The organism is Bacillus pretiosus, from assembly GCF_052947655.1.
The window spans coordinates 2,562,153-2,581,364 of sequence record NZ_CM129593.1 but is presented as its reverse complement, the minus strand read 5'-3'; the positions used below and the strand labels follow the sequence as shown (position 1 = coordinate 2,581,364).

Below are 19,212 nucleotides of genomic sequence, written 5' to 3'. Positions count from 1 at the left end.
TAGTTAAATTATTTAGATCGCACTTCCATCGAAAGGTAAAATTATTAGAGTTTCAGAAAGCCCATTTTATCTCTTTCATATGGGTACACGTATACAAATGCAAATTTTTTTTATTGAAATGTAAAAAGTAATATGGTATCTTCTATTACATTGATTAATTACATATGAGAATCATGTATAACTCCAAGAATATGGCTTGGGGGTCTCTACCAGGAACCAATAACTCCTGACTACAAAACGCGTCTTTTAGCGTTTGTGGTCAGGAGTTTTTTTGTTCTAAGGTAAATAATGATGAGAAGGGAATACAAAAAATGAATTTCAAAGTATTTATATTAGCTTTAGCAACAATAGCAGTAGGGCTTGTAGAGCTTATTGTTGGAGGAATATTGCCAGACATCGCTAAAGATTTTAATGTTTCATTAAGTTCCGCTGGTCAATTAATTACAATTTTCGCCTTTACTTATGCTATAGCAGGTCCTGTATTATTGATTTTCACAAGTAAAGTGGAACGAAAAAAATTGTATATTATTTCACTTTACACTTTTCTAATTGGAAATATACTTACTTATTTTAGTCCGAACTTTACTTTTATGATGATAGCACGAATATTAACTGCTATGAGTACAGCATTAGTTGTCGTACTTTCCCTTACAATTGCAGCAAAGATTGTAAATCCCTCTTACCGAGCAAAAGCATTAGGATTAATTTATATGGGTATTAGCTCTTCACTTGTTTTAGGAGTACCACTAGGCATATTAATTTCAAACACATTTGGCTGGAGAGTTATTTTTCTTTGTATAGCTATTTTATCATTGGGATCTATTATCTTAATTTCAGTATTTTTAGAGAAAATACCTGGTGAGGAAAACCGAACTCCTTTATCTATCCAATTAAAGGCCGTGTGTAGTCCAAAACTAGGTGCTGCTCATCTAGCTACCATGTTTATGTTAGCAGGACACTATACTTTATATGCTTATTTTACTCCTTTCTTAGAAGAAAAGTTTCACCTAAGCCCTTATTGGATAAGCATATTTTATTTAGTATTTGGTATAGCTGCAGTAAGTGGCGGAGCGTTCGGCGGTATATTATCAGATAAAATAGGGGCTCCAAAAAGTATTGTGATAGTTATTACTTTATTTGCTCTAATCTTATTTATATTACCGTTCACGACAGTTTCTATTGGTCTATTTATTCCTGTTATGATAGTTTGGGCTGCATTAAGTTGGGGACTTGCACCACCTCAACAAAGTTATTTAATCCAAACCGCCCCAGATACGTCAGATATACAACAAAGTTTTAATAATTCAGCTCTACAAATAGGAATCTCACTCGGTTCCGCAGTTGGAGGTATAGCTTTAAAACAAGTAGAGAATGTTGCCTACATGGCCTGGGTTGGTGGATCTCTAGTTCTATTGTCTTTAGTTTTGGCTATCTTTTCTCTTACTAGACATACACCGATAAGAGAGTGTCATGTGAGTGCTAAACATGTAGATTAACATCCTCTTTGTCTTTTAATCGCAAAGAGTATAAATATAAATCATCAAAAAAAGTCCAGTTATAAAACCGGACTTTTTTTGACGGGATTGCCCTTATCTTTTTCCGAAAAATGAATATGTATAAATTTCTTCTCCTTGAACAAAGAAATCCTCGTACTTTCCTCCTCGTGTCAAATAATTTGAAGTACTTTCATCAATGGATTGAAAGTGTAGATTTTGGATTTCTTTCGTTACTTTTGAAAGTGTAAAATTTTCTCGAAAGTTATTTGTAATTTGGCTATTTGAGCTGAAATTTTTAAATAAAATAAATAAACTTACTAAATAACAATCCGTTTTAAAAAGTGGATTTAATTCGTGAAGTAAAAAATCCTCATGCTCAAAACTATAATTGCTCGTACCAGAATGATCAATTACTACATCAACTGACTGATTCTGAATAGGGATATTCAAAAAATCAGCACAGATAAAGAGAATGTTTCTTTTCGGATTTCTTCTCGCTAATACATCTTTTAAAAATAAAAGTTTATTTAAATCTCGATCCACTGCAATGTATAGGCAATTTTCGGGCAGTTCTTCATAAATGTTTCTCAAAAAGAATCCAAGTCCCGATCCTAAATCCAGTATTAATTTGTTATTTAAATTTAAATGTACTAGTTTCTTTTTCGCCCATTCCCCTTCCCTATGCATATTTTCCAAATACGCATTATCAGTTTCATGAATATAATCCGAAATAGTATCTTCAAGTGACGTTTGCTCATTTACTTTAAACAATTTACCCGCAGTTATAATTCCTGAAGTAATAATATATTCTTCACCACAATTACAAATTAGCTTCCCCTCAGTAATTTGATTGTTAGTAATAATTCCATTTTGAAGAATTAGTTTTTCGCTACACTTAGAACATGTAAGTAAATGAAGTACGCTTAAATCTATCCCTATAATTGAATTTGAAGTTTCATTTGTTAATAATAAATCTTGTAACACTTCCTTTAATTTATCCCGCCTCTTCCCCAAAAGCTCTATTTCCTGTTCCATCTTGTCATATTTCAATTTAAATAAAGATTGGTAAAAAGTATCATTTTCGTAATTCATAGATTTCGCTAAATTTTTATAAAAAAATAGTTCTTTAATTTCATTCAAGCTAAATCCTAGATCTTTGTAATGTAATATAAGTTCTAAATCTATTTGACAATACTCATCAAAAAAATAATGCCCTCCCCTTTTTTCAGGAATAATGAGACCCAGGTCCATATAATGTCTAATTGTATCAATACTTATGTTATTTAATTCTCCAAATTTACCTATTTTCATAGCATCACTACCATTTATATATTTTTTTATATAGATTTCTATTTTTATATTTAAAAACCCTTTAAACTTTCGAAACAACATTATTTACGTTATGTATGGGATATTTGAATGCCACATATTTTATAGGTGTATAATCCTTTTATTTAATTAAATTTCCATCGCATAGAATATACAGGAATTTATAACTTAATATAGAACATAAAAAGGAGCAGTTTATATTCTAAATTAGGGGACATACATACGGAATGAGGGATTAGAAAATGAAAATTGCAATAGTCTGTTTTGATAACTTTACTGATATAGATGTTTTTCTACCATGGGATTTATTAAATCGTGTACGTTTAGTTGGCGGTATTTCTGATTGGGACGTTCAACTATTAGGAACGGGAAAAACTCATATATCCATGTCTGGCTTACGTATTCCCATGACAGGAAGCATATCTGATATTCCGTCTGCTGACGCTGTAATATTTGCAAGTGGTAAGGGTGTACAAAATTTATATACAAATCAAGAGTATCTTAATAGCATTCATGTAGATCCTCAAAGACAATTAATAGGATCTATGTGTTCTGGTTCATTACTACTAGGAGCTAAAAAATTACTAACAGGTAAGAAAGCCACTACATATCCGTCCGTAGTAGAACAGCTTAAAGAATTTGATGTAGACGTTATTGAACAAAGTTTCGTAAACGAAGGAAATATCTCGACTGCTGCAGGCTGTTTTGCTGCTCAAGATCTCTCAGCCTGGATTATAAGAACCCTAATCAATGAAGAAATGGTCGATACTGTTCTAGAAACTGTTCAGCCAGTAGGCAAAGGTTTATATTTTTAATTTCAAATCAAGTTGAGGGATTGGTTGCTCCTCAAAACAATAAAATGAGCCTTTTTGTTTGATGGCGACGTGATATGCCTCCAATTTCAATTCAATTAAATAAAAAACCCGTGAATTATTCACGGGTTTTCCTCTTAATAACTAATTGCTATTGTACCTTCACCTGCATGAACCGCAAATGAAATTGGTAATGGATATAGTTTAAAGTCCATTTCAGGGAATGCTTTTCTAATATCTGAAATCCATTCCTCAGCTCCATCTTTATCGTTAGCATGGAACATATGAAGTACTTTTGGTAATTCTTTTTCGAGTTCATTTTTAATGTATTCTCGACATTTTTGGATTTTGCGAACTTTCTTTTCAAGTAAAAGCTCTCCACCTTTTACTTCTAATATTAAGTTGACACTTAATAAACTTCCAAGTAAAAATTGAACTCCCTTTACACGTCCACTTGCGTAAAGGCCTTTTAAACTTTTCGGGAATACGTGGAAAGGTCTTCTTTTTTCATCTACTAATGTTTTGTGTATATCTTGTAACGTCATACCATCATTGTATAACGATTTCGCTTTTCTAATTAGTTCATCCATTGGATAACTTGTTGTTTCACTATCCAATACCGTTAATGGGAAACCTGCCATGTCTGCAGCTAACTTCATGTTTTGATAAGTTCCACTTACTTTTCCGCTAATAGCAACTGCAAATCCCTCTTCATATTCTTCTTTGCATTTCGAAAATAACTCTACCATTTCCCCTATGTTAGGTTGTGATGTAGTGACAGTTTTACCTTCGTTTAACGCATTATAGACGCGCTCACGCACACCTTCTTCACAATCTTTGTACGACACACCATCAATAATAACTTCAATTGGGATAACAAAGTTATCTCCTTCTGTTGTAAAACTCGCAGTTGTACTATCAGTAATCCAAGCAACACGCTTCATGTTGTTCCTCCCTTAATTCAATTCCTCTTTTTTGACTTTTCTATATATTTATGTTACGAAAAGAGAATATCCCTGTAATAGTAACAGGACTTTATTGTTTTGGCTATAGTAGATGGATATTAAATGTGAATATTTTTTGTCATTTTCACGAAAAAAAGAAGAAAACCGAAGTATTTGCCCGATTTTCTTCTTTTTATACATTATTTAAAGGTTTCATTATCTAAAATTACAACATAATCATTTGTCAATCGACCAGCTTCTTTCGTATAACTAACAAGTCTTTGTACGTTATCACAGCAAAGTTTCGCTCCCCATACGAGTAACGGTACGCCGATGAAGTCGATGTGAAATCTTCTAGAAAACAGACCACCGAAAGTCATTGGTAAAGGCACTGTTGGTGATGTATTAGAAAAAATAATCTTTTCATGACTTTGATAATGTTTTTGCAAAATCTCTCCTAAATGTTTCATCGCAGGTACAACGACTTTTGATGCACCACATCCAATTGTATAAACCGGATTACCATTTTCGTCTATTCCATGAAAAATGATTTTGCCCATATCCTCTGTTTTCAATTTATTAAAGTAATCTACATTCAAAATTTCTTCTTTCGTTAACTTACGATCCGTTGGTAATTTATTTAAATGATAAGCTGCAGCAAGTGAAGTTGAATGTGTTCCGCCAAAATCTGTATAAATGAATATCATATTATCATCCCTTGTTGTAAAAGTTCAATGTTATTTAGTATTACCGTTCACGGCGCTGTTAAACAATGGATGAATACTTTCATGTTTTTTGTATTAATTCATTATATTTTTTCCAAATATAATATCGTTTACTAATTACAGTACCTAATGTGATACATAAAAAGGTATTTGTTACAACCATTAATGTATAGTGAGTACTGCTAGAAAACATACTTTGTTTAATCAAAACCTTCGTACCTAGAATGGCAAGTAGAATAATTGTACTTAACCAATTTCCTTTGCGTAATACATGACCTGTTTCACTATCTAATCGAAATGTTAAAACTTTTCCCCTAATCATTCCAAGGCCCAATCCAATCCCCAGCATTACAACGAATAGTAATACTTTCAATATAGTTAATTGTCCCATATGAATAATAGACTGGATTGTCGCAAAGCACAGCAAAGTCGGAATGAACCAAATACGATTAATATTCACTTTATATTCTTTACCTTGCATTAATATCATTATAAAAACAACAAGTAGAATAACAAATAGAATATCCATTTAGAGTCCTCCTATTTACTTGTTTACATTTGAAAATTATATTCGCTTCTTTTCATTCCATACTTTAAATAAACTAGCTAATAAAAATTATAAAATATAGAATGTGATTTCCCATCAGTTTTAAGCATTGTTTATGCAAAAAAGACGTACAAATAAATAGTACGTCTTTTTTGCATTTATTAATGCGTTCATAAACTCTTTTAACCTTATGAAAAAGAGTTTTCTAATTCTTTCATTATCTTTTCAGGACCCGCTCCTTTATTTGACGGAATAACTACTGTAATACCTAATCCTGGATATACGGCTGAGCGAAAACTGACTCCTGGATCATATCCCATTACATGATATTTGAATATCTTGTTTTCTCTTGTTTCAATCCATATTCCATAGCCGTAAGACTGATTATTATTTACTTGAATATGAGGAGTTAAAAGCATGTTTGTATATTCTCGGCTTATGATTTCATAGTTAAATAACGCTTCCCAGAACTTCAGCATGTCTGGCGCAGTAATAAAAGCACCACCATCAGAACCACCTTTTATTGGTATAGAGTAGGTGTTTGTTCTCCAATTTTGGTTAATTTCGTCTTTTATATATCCTAAAGCTGTGTGTCTTGGTAAACTATCTAAAGAAAAATAGCCAGAATCATTCATACCAATTGGATTGAATATGTTTTTTTCTATATATTCCGTAAATTCAAATCCTGTCTGTTCTTCGATTATTAATCCCAGTATGATAAAACCTGCATTGTTGTAATGAAACTTACTTCCAGGTGCAAACATCATATTTCTGTTTTGGAATAATGGTAAGAAGTCTTTTAAATTTTTTAATAGATACATAGGAGTTTGTTCCCAAAGATCTTCGAAATTATCCATAATACTTTCATCAAAATAATCTGGAATACCCGAACTATGCGTCAGAAGGTGATGTATTGTAATATCTTCATTGAAGTTTGGACAGTTTATGCGTAAACAATCTTTTAACTTTGTTTGAAAAGTAATTATCCCCTTCTCAACAAGTTGACAGATACCGATAGCAGTGAATATTTTACAACCGGAGGCAATTCCGAACCTTGTTTGTAGCGTATTATTTATACATTCATTGCGATTTGCGTAACCAAACGCCTCTTCATAGACTAAGCCTTTTTCTTCTTTTACTAAAATTACCCCAGAGAAATCTATATGCTGATGCATTTCTTTTACAATACTGTCTATTTGATCTTTTGTTTTCATTACAAAAACCACCCTCATTTATCAATATTGTTCACCCTTCTTATATTTCCATATATAGGAGGGTAAACCCTCCTATTGAATACCGTAAATCAAAACCAAGATTACTATTTTGAATTGATTGACTCAGAGGAATGCACTTTAGAATGTGAGGGCAATAAAGTAAATACACACAATATGATAGTTATAAGCAGCATTACCAATGAGCCTACAATAACCACAAGTTGTATAGAAATAAATTGAGTTGCAACTCCGAACAAAATCGTAATTAAAATGGTGATGCCCGCAATCACAAGCCCATATATACTCCCAATCCGTCCCATGATATGGACAGGGACATTATTTTGATAAAAGGTATAAAATCCTGTGTTTGCATACGCCATAGAGAAAGATAAAATAAAGAATCCAATAGCAGCTATTAAAAATTCATTTGAAAAAGCATAAATTAAATAACCGATTGCTATGAATAATGATCCTATTCCAATTAAAAATGAAGGCGCTATTTTTTTGGATAAAATTGTATTTGTTATAGCTCCTAAAATAAACCCGGCTCCAGCAATACTAACTAAAAAGCCATATTCACTATCTGTTAACAATAAAACTTCTTTCGCAAATGACAATTCAAGTGAATCAGTTGCGGCAACTAAAACCATCATCCCTTGAAATAAGAAATACACAAAAACGATATATAAAGATTTTTTACTGAAATTTAAAACGATGTTCCAATCTTTTTTTAGTACAGCTAAAGATAACTTATCATTTGACGTAGTAATATTGGATTTTTTATCAAGATTAGGTAACAGCAATGTAATTACTCCTGATAAGAGAAATGCTATAGCATTTATATATATAGCAAACTCCGGTGTACTTGCTATTAACAATACTCCCGCTATCGCTGGACCAATTAATGATGCACCAGATCCTATTAAACTACGTAATGAGTTGAAACGTTGTCTTTTCTCTACTGGTATTAATTTCGTCATATATGTCATAGCAGTTGGCTCATAAATTGCACTGGCCATACTGATAAAGAATACGAATACATAAACAATCCAAAGTGATGGAAGTAGAGGTAAAATAGCGATAAATACCGCACGATATATATCGAGGTGAATCATTAACTTCCGTTTATTTAAACGATCAATCATACTTCCTGACCATGCGTTTGTAAATAAGGCGGCTAATGGTTTAATTACATATAAAGTAGCAACAGCTAAGGCTGAGCCTCCCATATTATAGACAAGTACATTCAGTGCTATTAAGTAAATCCATGCCCCTAAATTCGCAATACCAACTCCAGACAGTAGTAATAAAGGATATTTCCAATCTTTAAGTAAGTTTTTCATTTTAGGCCCCCGCTTTCCAAATTGTTTTGAAACAATAAAAAAATCCCACCCCCAAGACTTTTAGTCTTAGGGACGAGATTTATCATCGCGGTGCCACCCTAGTTTGTTAATATGTCGCCATATTAACCTTATCAGGTACTGCATTGTAAATCATGCTTATACCATAGCTCTATAACGGGAGCTCCCGTCACACCACCCCCTAATAAAAGGTTCCGATGTGCTGCTCAGAGGCTTGGTTCAATAAAGAATTTTTACTCCTTTTCAGCTAAATGGAGCTCTCTGTGAAAAATTCATTTTATTTACTCTTCTCTTCACTGCATTTGATTTTTTCCATATTATCACAGAAATATTTAACTGTAAATAAAAAATAATCAGATATTTAATAACGTGTTTCTGTTAATTCTTTTATTTATTATTTTTTCTAAAAATTACGGTGCGTGAAATTACTTAAATCTATAAAATAAAGAGCCTATTGTATATAGACCCTTCACTTTGTCCGAATTAATTTGTATTCGCCTCTACTAACGGTTGTAAAGGTGGTTCTAAGTTTAGTTCTAATGCATCGCCTTCTTGTATATCTTGTCCCTTTTCAATGCTTTGACTCGTTACATAGCCCGTACCTGTAGTCTTTAATTCTAATTTTAATAGTTTAGAGAAATACATAACATCACGCATGGACCAACCTTGTAAATTTGGCATTATTGCGTTCTTCCCTAATAAAAATATACGATCCCCTTCACTCATTACTTCACCAGATTGCGGATATTGTTTTATTATTTTTCCTTCGCCTAAAATTATCGGTTGGAGCTTCTCTTTTTTCACACTATTCTCTACTGTATCCATTGATTGATTGACATAGTTTTGTACTTTTAATTGGGATCGTTTCGTTGCATCTGCCATTTGTTTTTCTGTATATGGTTTCACTTTTAAATATTCAAGGCTATTTTTCATAACTGGTTTAAATATTTCAGCGAGCGGCTGAGCTCCATACTCATCTCCCTTTAACTTTGGCTGCTTAATAGCTAAGTATACAATTAACTCTGGGTCATCAATCGGAGCCATTCCTAAAAATGAAAAAATATAGTTTTCTTTTCCTTCCATATATCGTCCATTTTCAGGATTCGGAATTTGCGCTGTTCCTGTCTTACCTCCTATTGGATAACCATCCACTTTATACATTGTACCAGTACCTTTTGAAGACGTAATAACACGCTCCATTAAGTCTCTTACCTTGTCCGCTGTCTCTTTTTTTATTGGATTCCCAATTTCTTTCGGTTGATTTTCCATAATAACTTGTTTATTTATTGGATTTACAACTTTGTCAACGATATATGGTTGCATCATTTTTCCGTCATTTGCTATAGCAGTAGCTGCTTGGATTAATTGAATGGGAGTTACTGTAGAACCTTGTCCGAAAGAAGTTGTGACTTGTTGAATTTGTGTATTTAATAATAATGTGTTTTTACTTTCGCCAGGTAAATCTATTCCGGTTTTTTGGTTGAATCCAAATTTATTCATATATTGCTTAAATTTATCCGGTTTCAATAACTGATCTTCTAAAATAGAAAAAGCTACGTTGGATGATCTTTCGAAGCCTTCATCAAATGTAATAGATCCCCATCCAAACCCACCGTTATGATCTTTTATATCAGATGAACCAACTGAATATTTTCCAGATTGGAAATATTCTTTCCCGTTATATACCCCTTCATTTATTGCAGCAGCTAACGTAAATATTTTCATTGTTGAACCTGGTTCGTATGCATTTGCGATTGGATCATTTAAAAAATATTCGATATCGCCTTTATTAGGATTAAAACTAGGTTTACTAGACATTGCTAAAATTTCCCCTGTCTTTGGATCCGCTATGATTCCTACTAACATAGAAGGATCATAGTGCTCTTGCGCTTTATTCATCGCTTCTTCTAAAAAACTATTAATTTGTTTATCGAGCGTAAGGTATACGTTATTCCCATTTTTAGCTGGTTCTATTTTCCCTATATCATTTGTAAGCGGGATCCCTCTTGGTGCTCCCACATATTCTATATTCCCGTTTGTAGAGCGCAAATATTTATTCAGGCTCTTTTCAAGTCCAAATTTTCCTTCTGTATTTCCTTTATCGTCAGGTCTCGCAAAACCAAGTATATAGGATGCAAAATCTTCATTTGGATATACTCTTGCTTTTTCTGACATAAAAGATACCCCTGGAATTTTTAATTTTCCAATTCTTTCTTTTACTTCTCTAGATAAATTCCGGCCAACTTTTCCAATTTCAACTTGCGTGCGTCCATCATGAAAATTTTTTAATACGTCCTCTTTATCAATTTCAAGCGCATCAGCTAATCGCTCTGCAGTTTCATCTTTATTTTTCACTTTATTTGTTCCTTTTAAATTCACAACAACACGATATGTTGTGGAATCTTGGACTAACACTTTTCCAGCTTGATCATATATTGTGCCACGATTCGCTTCCAAAACACCATTTTTATTATGTTGTTCAATTGCTAGATCTTTTACATCTACATTATGTACGACACCTACTGCCTGAATATAGAAAAACCGCAAAAGCATAATAAGAAACAAAACAATAAAAGCAACCATAAAATACCGCGCACCTTTATTCGTTTCAAGTTTATGCATATTTATCTCCTTTCTTTCACAATTAATTGCTACGATGGTGTGCTTTAAATTATGTAGTTTTTTGCTTTCAATACTATATGTTTCGAACTTTACCTTTTAATTCCTTTAAATCGTTCTGAAAGTAGTTATTGTTTCTGTATTTATTTTATTTTTCTATTTATAGTACGGTGCGTGAAATTTATGAATATTCCGTAACGTGATGATTAATTTATAATAAACTACAAATTTAATAGGTGCTAACCTACTTGTTCTTTCGCCACTCTTTTAATGCAAATACCCTTTTCTTATGCACAATAAAAAAGTTCGCCTCTGGATTTCCAAAGGCGAACTTTTAAACAAACTTACAAATAGTTATTTATAAAAATTAAGCTATATGATTATATTTCGCTAGAAAAGGAATTCGTTTCGCTACCAATGCGTACATTTTAAATACAAATCTCGCTATTGGTTCACACATACGTGTACTTTGCATTACTAAGCCGCTCGTAATAAATGTTAAGAAAGCAGCACCAAGTATATCTAGAGGATAATGAACACCTACGTACATACGTGATACACCGACTAATACTGCCCAAATAAGAGCGACATATTTAAGTTTTTCTCCTCTAAGTAAAAATACAAATGCAATGGAAAATACAAGTACTGAATGATCACTAACAAATGATGAGTCTGCTGCATGTGGTACTAATTGATGTACATCATGTGATACAAACGGACGTGGATGGTAATATACTGCATGTATCACCACATTTACTAGTAATGCGATAATGACTGAAAGTGTCGTATATAACACTGTGTATTGTTTTTTAATGGCATTGACTTTCTTTCCATTATTAAACCATAAGACAAACATAAACAAAATCGCTACATATACAGCACTATTTGTAATAGCAATCATTAGCGTATCTAATAGTTTGGACGATCCTGCAAAATTATTAAACCATTGAAATACTGTGTAATTCATAATACTCTCTCCTTACATAAAAGCGTTCGTGATTTACACAGTATACAACATCTATATGAAAATGGACTTAAACTTTTCTCATCTAATTCTCATTTTACTAGTAGTTATTTGACAATATTAAGACTATTTATAATGGCTAATTATGTATAAAGCTGAAAAACCTTTAAAACAATACGAATCATATGCTTTTTATATATAGAATACATAACATAGTCATTTGAATATACTAGTTGCAAAATCATATTTGTATTATATCCGAAGTGCAATGTTACCAAATTGTTCTCCCTGTTCCATACGTTTTAATGCTTGAATCGCTTCTTCTAACGAATATACTTTATCAATAATTGGTTTAATTTTATGTTTCTCAATAAACTTAACCATTTCATTAAATTCCTCACGGCTACCCATAGATGTCCCCATAATATCGATTTGGTTATAAAATAATGCACGTAATGGCAATTCAATTTTATCTCCTGAGCTTGCACCAAAATTAACAATTCTCCCATTTGGTTTTAATACATCAAAATATTGTAAGAATGTTGCTGGTCCTATACTATCAATTATTAGATCTACTTTCTCTTTGCCTAAACTCTCTTCCCAATTTCCAGAACTATTAAAAGAAAAGTCTGCACCATATGTTTCGGCAAACTTTCTTTTACTTTCTACCCTTGAAGTAACACTTACTTTTGCACCAATTGCTTTCGCAAATAACATGGCAAATGTCGCTACACCGCCGCCTATGCCTGGAATTAAAACATGTTCTCCACACTTTAATCTACCCTTTGTAAAAAGCGCTCTATATGCAGTTAGTGTCGATAAAGATAGAACCCCAGACTCTTCCCAAGTAAGATATGACGGTTTTTCCACTACATTTTCAGCTGGCACAATGACATATTCAGCAAACGTTCCATCTTTCGGTCCACCTAACACCTCTGGTAACTCAGGTATTTCTGCAATATTATCCCATCCAATACTAGGATTAATAATAACCTCGGTTTTCAATAAAGCACCTGAAACCCCTTCTCCAATTTCCGTAACAATACCTGCACCATCTGACCCTAGAACTAATGGTAATTGCATTTCTTTTCTGTTATTCATTATAAATAAATCACGATGATTTAAGCCGGCTGATTTTAATTTCACTTTCACTTCTCCAGCATTAGGTGTTATCTCTGGTAATACTTTATATTCTACCCCTTCAAATCCAGCTTTATATTGATGTACGATAGCTTTCATTTTTATTCCCCCTTTATATTTCTAATGTACTAGAAAGTTCGAAATAAACAAAATAATTTGACCGTAAAAAAGAAGGAATGCACAAAACATCCCTTCTTTTTGAATTATTAAAGTGAAACGGTAGGCAGTGTAATCGTAACGATTGTTCCTTCGTCTTCTTTACTCTCTATTTGAATCGTTCCGTTGTATTTCTCTACAAGTCGTTTTGCAATAGACAAACCTAGACCGTTTCCACCCTGTTTTCGACTTCTTGCTTTGTCCACACGATAAAAGCGGTTAAGAACAAAAGGTAAATCAGCTTCGGGTATTCCCGCTCCACGATCTATGATACAAATTTTAACTTTCCCTGATTGTACACTAGATTCAATACAAATATATTTATTAACTTCTTTTGTATATTTCACTGCGTTATCCATTACGATAATAATAATTTGTTCTAAGTAAGATGAAGGTATTGAGACATATGCCACATCTTCACCCAGTTTCATATCAAATTGAAATTCAGTTTGAAGTACGGCAAAATTTTGTGAGACTTGTTTTAATATGCTATTTACATGGACTGGATCAGCTGCGATTGGATGCATCTGTTCTGATTCAGCTCTTGATAGTTCTAGCAATTCTAAAACTAACTTATTTAAACGATCAACTTCCTTTAAACTGGATTGAAGCGATTTATTTAAAACTGCTGGATCATCTTTCCCCCACCGATTTAACATAGACAAATGTCCTTGAATAATTGTTAGTGGTGTTCTCAGTTCATGGGATGCGTCTTCTACAAACTGCTTCTGTTGTGTAAAAGAAGTTTCTACCTCATCCATCATTTCGTTAAAAAGAAACGATAATTTTGCAAGTTCATCATTATTTTCACGTACTGGAACCCGTTCATTTAGTCCATTTTTCTTTATACGTTTCATCGTATCCGTTATATTTTGAACGCTTGATAATAGTTTTTTCGTGATTAGTAGCCCACCTAAAAAACTAAAGATTAATCCACATATTCCGGCAATAACCATTACCACTAGAATAATTTTTAATAAATGATCGAAAGCCTCTAAGTTTTTCGTAAGTTCAATGGTACCAGTGAACTCTTTTGTTTGAATTGGTATACGCTTAACTAATATGCGATCTTCTACATGTCTTTTTATAAATAATTCCTCATGTGTAACTTGTTTTGGTTTTATCCACGATTCATTAAACTCTCGAGAAACAGAAACAATTGTTTTCCCGTCCATACCGATAATACGAATCATTTGATGTTTATCAATCATATTGTTTAAGAAATCTTTACTGTTTTCAAACGTCTTACTCGAAAGGCTATCATTTTTATCTTGGAAATAGGCCGCTATTTCTGTCACTTGTCTATTTATTTGTTTCTGTTCATAGTCTATTGTCCACTTATTAATTACAATAAACTGCAGAGCACTATATAAAATGAATAAAATAAATACTAGAGTAGTGGACCAAAGTGTTAATTTCCACTTTATAGGTAGATTTCGAATTCGATGCACACTATTTTTGATCATTTCATTATATATCCAGCACCGCGGACCGTTTGGATATATTCCTCCTTATCTACACTATGTAACTTGTTACGTAAATAACGAACGTATACATCAACGATATTTGTCTCAACCATCGCGTCATATCCCCATACTTGATCCAATAAAACATCACGGGTAAGTACTCTATTAATATTTTTCATAAACATCAGTAATAGTTCAAATTCTTTATTTGTTAGTTCGATTTCTTCATTTCCTTTCGTAATCGTTCGCGATTCAATCTGGAGCTGTAAATCTTTGAATGTAAGAGATGAAACATGTTTATTTTCTATATGTTCTTCTCGTCTAAATATAACTCTCATTCGCGCTAACAGCTCTTCAATTGCAAATGGTTTCGGAAGATAATCATCGGCTCCGCTATCTAATCCTGTCACGCGGTCCATAATACTATCGCGTGCAGTCAACATAATAATAGGTGTATTTTTAGTTGCCCTTAATCTACGACACACTTCTAGTCCATTTAACCCAGGCAGCATTAAATCAAGTAAAATAAGATCATAATTTGTTTCAAGTGCGGCTTCTAATCCCTTCCTTCCATCAAACTGAATGTCTACCTTATATCCTTCATACTTTAATTCTAATTCTAAAAAATCAGCTAAACTTTCCTCATCCTCAATAATTAATATGTGTTGCAACAGTAATTCCTCCTATACAGTTAAATGAATGAATAATCCTATCCCAAATATAATTGCAATGATTTGATGTGCTTTTCTATACAATATCAAGTTTGTTTTTTTATTATGTTTCTGTAAGAAAAATCCAACGATTCCTAGTATGATTAAAATGAAAAGAGAGAATATACCACTATAAAATATAAGCAGGTGCCGACTTCCTTTTAATAAAAAATAAATGCCGTGAGTAATTGATACAGCTAATACAGTATATCCAATTAATACGTGAAACTTTTTAATAAAAAGATATACATCCTTTATCAATTTAAACCCAATTATATTTTTCTTTTTTAAAAATAACCATATATGACGTAAAATCCATAACGATGCAGCTAAAATTGCCCCGTATTCACCGAAAGAACCTAATTTCTTATTTAACCATTTCATATTTAATGCGTTGCCGTATATTACATTAATAAATAACAATGCTATACTACAAAAAATAATAGTAATGCCTATAATTTTAACATACAAATGAAAATATTTATTTCTTAGTAGCTTCTCCAATTCATTCAAGCTCCTTCCTTATAAACCTTCTGTAACAAGCAGAATATCAAATTAAAAAGAAAGGAACATGAGAGAAAGATTAAAATAAAATGAGAATTTGAAGATCACTTAATTTTATTTAGCGATCTTTTTAGCTTCCTGTATTATTTTTTGAATAAACGGTGCCTTTTCCTTTGTATATGAAACACGATCAAAAGGATATGTAGTTGCAAGTTCCTCTTTTAATTCTCTATATTCTTTCTGTGCCCATTTATGTTCTATAAGAAAATCACGAAATAAAATGTTATTCTTCCACTCCTCACTATTATAAATATAAACATGCAAATGATGGGTACCAGCTCTCCATTTTCCCTTTCTAAAAAAACGTCGATTGGGTGTTGCTTTTGGAACATACTCATATCCAATTTTTAATAACGCTTCAATCCACTTTTCCGTAATTTTCAAATCAGTTACACCAATCATCATATCAATTAGAGGTTTCGCTCCTAATCCTTGTACAGATGTGCTCCCTATGTGTTCAATAGCAATACAATCTCCTCCGAATAAAGAAATAAATTTCTCTTTTTCTATTACATACTCTTTATGCCATTCTTTTTCATATGGCTTAATAACGATTTGTTGTTCCATTTTATCCACCCTCTTATAATCTTTTATTATTATATTTATAAAATTTCATGTGATTAACATAGGATTTTCACAAAATATGTCGAATACTGAAATATACAACTTTATTATAATAAATGCGAGGTATAATATGAAAGATATTCCAGTTGAAATTCAATTGAATCAAGTTACATTCCAGTTAAAAGAACATCATAATTTTGATTGGCTATTGAAATTAGGAAACGTATTTGCGGTTTTTGACCAGCAAGATTCAGGCAATCTATCTTTTGGTGTAGAAAAAGATGGGCGTAAGAAATTTATTAAATATGCAGGGGCACAAACACTTGCATATGAAGGAACTGTGAAAGACGCTATTGAAAGGTTAAAAAAATCGGTTTTCCTATATGAGGAATTAAAGCATGACTCGCTTATAAAACTAATTGAACACTTTCCAGTTCACTCTGGATATGTATTAATTTTCGATTGGTTTGATGGTGAATGTCTCCATTCGCATTGGAGTTTTCCGCCTCCTGAAAAATATACTAATCCAAGCTCTCCATTTTATAAATTTAAACATTTATCAGTTATGGAACGAATTCAATCATTACATTCCATCTTTTCTTTCCATACATATGTCGAAAAGAAAAACTATGTAGCATTAGATTTTTATGACGGTAGTATTTTATATAATTTTCATACAAATGAGACGAAGATTTGTGATATTGATTTATATTCTAAAAAACCATATGTGAATAAAATGGGAAGATTATGGGGCTCCTCGCGTTTTATGTCTCCTGAAGAATTTGAGCTAAACGCTATGATTGATGCAAGAACAAATGTATTTAATATGGGGGCGATGGCTTTCGAAATTTTAGGAGATGGAAAAGATCGTTCCTTTACAAAATGGGAAGCAAGTAGGAATTTATATGAAATAGCGTATCGTGCTGTAAATGAAAGCCGAGCTGAACGATATGAATCAGTTAAAGTATTTTATGAAGAGTGGATAAACGTGGCAAATGCTGAAAAGATATAACCTATATTATTAAAAACATAAAGTTTCTACTATAATCATGTATAATACATATAAAATGGAAATTCAAAATAACGAGGAAAATATTATGAACTTTGTTTATATTAATCAAAACGTATTAAATAATCTTCTTTACATTTTAAGTAGTATATTTATTTTTTATTTTATATATGATAGCGGACGCTATTTAAAGAAATATAAAAAATTACTTATTATCCTTTGTACGAGTATCCCTCTTATTTTATGTATGCGCTATCCAATCTATATGGATGAAAATTGTATTCATGATTTAAGACAAATACCAGTTATAATAGGCACACTTTATGGTGGCTTCCCTGTTGGTATCATTTTGTTTGCTATTTTATTAATTACAAGATTTTCATTTTATGGATTTAGTATGTTAACAATACTAGTTTATGGAACAATGTTTATCGTTACAGCATTCGCATCCGCAAAATTTAATAAGTATAATAGAAAAATTAAAGTAGCTTATGGAATGTTTTTAACATTTTTTCTAGCAATATTTACAACTGTAATTGTATTAACTTTATCAGATTTTGAAGTGAATAATTTGTACATTATTTATTTTATAATATTACCAACCATTTTGATGTTGTTTGGCATTTATTTTAATGAAGTTTTAAAAGATGCAGTATGTATGCGATCGAAGATGATTAAAATGGAAAAAATGGAGATTGTTAGCCAACTTGCTGCTAGTATATCGCACGAAGTAAGAAACCCCTTAACTGTCGTAAAAGGATTTACTCAACTTTTAAAAACACCTAATTTAACTCCAGAATCAAGAGATGAGTATATTGAACATATACTTGAAGAGTTACATCGTGCACAAGGAATTATTGATGATTATTTAACGTTTGCCAAACCTGCTTCAGAAAAATCAGATCATATTTCAGTAGAACAAGAGTTGAACCGAGTTATTAATATGATCTTACCATTATGCAATATGAATACAATACATATTACAAAAGATTTTTCCACAGCAACAATTGTAGGCAATAAACAGCACTTTCAACAATGTTTTTTAAACTTAATAAAAAATGGGATTGAAGCAATGCCTAATGGTGGTACTTTACATATCTCCTCATCTATTAGTAATAATAAAGTTATTATTCGAATTGAGGATAGCGGAATTGGTATGTCACAAGAGCAAGTAAATCGATTTGGTGAACCATATTTTAGTACAAAAACAAAAGGTACAGGTTTAGGTACAATGGTTGCTGTTAAAATCATTGAAACGATGCAAGGTAGTTTGAAAATCCGAAGCGTTATTAATAAAGGTACAACTTTGACAATTACATTGCCAAAATGTAATATGAACTCATCTGAAAACAAATAAAAAAGGAGCATAATTGCTCCTTTTTTATTTGTTTCGATACATAAGTATCTTCTATGTTTTTTAAGTTTACATTTGTGGAGACTAATTAGAAATTAGTACCCTCCGCCCCAGCAGCTGCATCCAACGATAATTAATAAAATAAATAACACAACTAATAACGCGAAACCTCCACCAAAACCACAAGAACCACCGTAACTCATATTTTCTCCTCCTTTTGGTTTGAAAACTAATAGGT

At 32.1% G+C, this 19,212-nt stretch carries 18 protein-coding genes, 1 riboswitch and 1 other annotated feature; of the genes, 4 read left to right on the top strand and 14 right to left on the bottom strand.

Annotated features, from left to right (window positions below; all coding sequences use genetic code 11):
- The first annotated feature begins 153 nt into the window (after positions 1-153).
- A riboswitch (purine riboswitch) is annotated at positions 154-253 on the top strand.
- 58 nt (positions 254-311) lie between these two features.
- A complete protein-coding gene (locus ACU8YW_RS13175) occupies positions 312-1,496 on the top strand; it encodes an MFS transporter (RefSeq protein ID WP_426934293.1) in 1,185 nt (394 codons plus the stop codon).
- A gap of 93 nt (positions 1,497-1,589) precedes the next feature.
- On the opposite strand, the gene ACU8YW_RS13170 is transcribed toward ACU8YW_RS13175, so the two are convergent.
- On the bottom strand, positions 1,590-2,807 hold the full coding sequence (locus ACU8YW_RS13170) for a methyltransferase domain-containing protein (protein WP_088063927.1): 1,218 nt from the start codon (positions 2,805-2,807) through the stop codon (positions 1,590-1,592).
- 260 nt (positions 2,808-3,067) lie between these two features.
- Between ACU8YW_RS13170 and ACU8YW_RS13165 the strand changes: the two genes are divergently transcribed.
- Positions 3,068-3,640, top strand: a complete 573-nt coding sequence (locus ACU8YW_RS13165; RefSeq protein WP_088063608.1) for a DJ-1/PfpI family protein — start codon at positions 3,068-3,070, stop codon at positions 3,638-3,640.
- 134 nt (positions 3,641-3,774) lie between these two features.
- On the opposite strand, the gene ACU8YW_RS13160 is transcribed toward ACU8YW_RS13165, so the two are convergent.
- The 12 genes from ACU8YW_RS13160 to ACU8YW_RS13105 form a co-directional block, all read right to left on the bottom strand.
- Positions 3,775-4,581 carry a DegV family protein gene (locus ACU8YW_RS13160; protein WP_000831941.1) on the bottom strand — a complete coding sequence of 269 codons (807 nt, stop codon included), beginning with the start codon at positions 4,579-4,581 and terminating at the stop codon, positions 3,775-3,777.
- 200 nt (positions 4,582-4,781) lie between these two features.
- Complete coding sequence (locus tag ACU8YW_RS13155; protein ID WP_000576339.1) at positions 4,782-5,288, bottom strand: DUF3189 family protein; 507 nt, start codon at positions 5,286-5,288, stop codon at positions 4,782-4,784.
- Positions 5,289-5,367: 79 nt separating this feature from the next.
- On the bottom strand, positions 5,368-5,835 hold the full coding sequence (locus ACU8YW_RS13150; protein ID WP_000353194.1) for a DUF1453 family protein: 468 nt from the start codon (positions 5,833-5,835) through the stop codon (positions 5,368-5,370).
- 206 nt (positions 5,836-6,041) lie between these two features.
- A complete protein-coding gene (locus ACU8YW_RS13145; RefSeq protein ID WP_426934294.1) occupies positions 6,042-7,067 on the bottom strand; it encodes a serine hydrolase domain-containing protein in 1,026 nt (341 codons plus the stop codon).
- A gap of 104 nt (positions 7,068-7,171) precedes the next feature.
- Positions 7,172-8,410, bottom strand: coding sequence for an MFS transporter (locus ACU8YW_RS13140; protein ID WP_426934295.1), 1,239 nt, complete (start codon positions 8,408-8,410; stop codon positions 7,172-7,174).
- A 65-nt stretch (positions 8,411-8,475) separates the two neighbouring features.
- Positions 8,476-8,734: a binding site (T-box leader), on the bottom strand.
- Between the two features lie 177 nt (positions 8,735-8,911).
- Positions 8,912-11,050 (bottom strand): penicillin-binding protein, encoded by a 2,139-nt coding sequence (locus ACU8YW_RS13135; protein ID WP_426934296.1) that lies wholly within the window; start codon positions 11,048-11,050, stop codon positions 8,912-8,914.
- Between the two features lie 364 nt (positions 11,051-11,414).
- Positions 11,415-12,014, bottom strand: a complete 600-nt coding sequence (locus ACU8YW_RS13130) for an undecaprenyl-diphosphatase (RefSeq protein WP_426934297.1) — start codon at positions 12,012-12,014, stop codon at positions 11,415-11,417.
- A gap of 249 nt (positions 12,015-12,263) precedes the next feature.
- Entirely contained in the window at positions 12,264-13,250 is a 987-nt protein-coding gene (locus ACU8YW_RS13125; protein WP_426934298.1) for a zinc-binding dehydrogenase, read from the bottom strand.
- Between the two features lie 107 nt (positions 13,251-13,357).
- Entirely contained in the window at positions 13,358-14,773 is a 1,416-nt protein-coding gene (locus ACU8YW_RS13120; protein ID WP_426934299.1) for a HAMP domain-containing sensor histidine kinase, read from the bottom strand.
- Positions 14,770-15,444: a response regulator transcription factor gene (locus ACU8YW_RS13115; protein WP_071723193.1), complete on the bottom strand. Its 675-nt coding sequence runs from the start codon at positions 15,442-15,444 to the stop codon at positions 14,770-14,772. Before ACU8YW_RS13115 ends, ACU8YW_RS13120 begins: the two co-directional genes overlap by 4 nt.
- 12 nt (positions 15,445-15,456) lie before the next feature.
- On the bottom strand, positions 15,457-15,987 hold the full coding sequence (locus ACU8YW_RS13110) for a hypothetical protein (RefSeq protein ID WP_426934300.1): 531 nt from the start codon (positions 15,985-15,987) through the stop codon (positions 15,457-15,459).
- 114 nt (positions 15,988-16,101) lie between these two features.
- Entirely contained in the window at positions 16,102-16,614 is a 513-nt protein-coding gene (locus tag ACU8YW_RS13105) for a GrpB family protein (protein ID WP_426934301.1), read from the bottom strand.
- Positions 16,615-16,741: 127 nt separating this feature from the next.
- Here ACU8YW_RS13105 and ACU8YW_RS13100 point away from each other — a divergent pair, with 127 nt between their 5' ends.
- Together ACU8YW_RS13100 and ACU8YW_RS13095 are read left to right on the top strand one after the other, a co-directional pair.
- Positions 16,742-17,623 (top strand): protein kinase, encoded by an 882-nt coding sequence (locus ACU8YW_RS13100; RefSeq protein ID WP_088063600.1) that lies wholly within the window; start codon positions 16,742-16,744, stop codon positions 17,621-17,623.
- A gap of 85 nt (positions 17,624-17,708) precedes the next feature.
- Positions 17,709-18,977, top strand: a complete 1,269-nt coding sequence (locus ACU8YW_RS13095; RefSeq protein ID WP_088063599.1) for a sensor histidine kinase — start codon at positions 17,709-17,711, stop codon at positions 18,975-18,977.
- Positions 18,978-19,069: 92 nt separating this feature from the next.
- Here the strand turns inward: ACU8YW_RS13095 and ACU8YW_RS13090 are convergent, their stop codons facing one another.
- Positions 19,070-19,177 (bottom strand): YjcZ family sporulation protein, encoded by a 108-nt coding sequence (locus ACU8YW_RS13090; RefSeq protein WP_000120182.1) that lies wholly within the window; start codon positions 19,175-19,177, stop codon positions 19,070-19,072.
- Between the last annotated feature and the right edge of the window lie 35 nt (positions 19,178-19,212).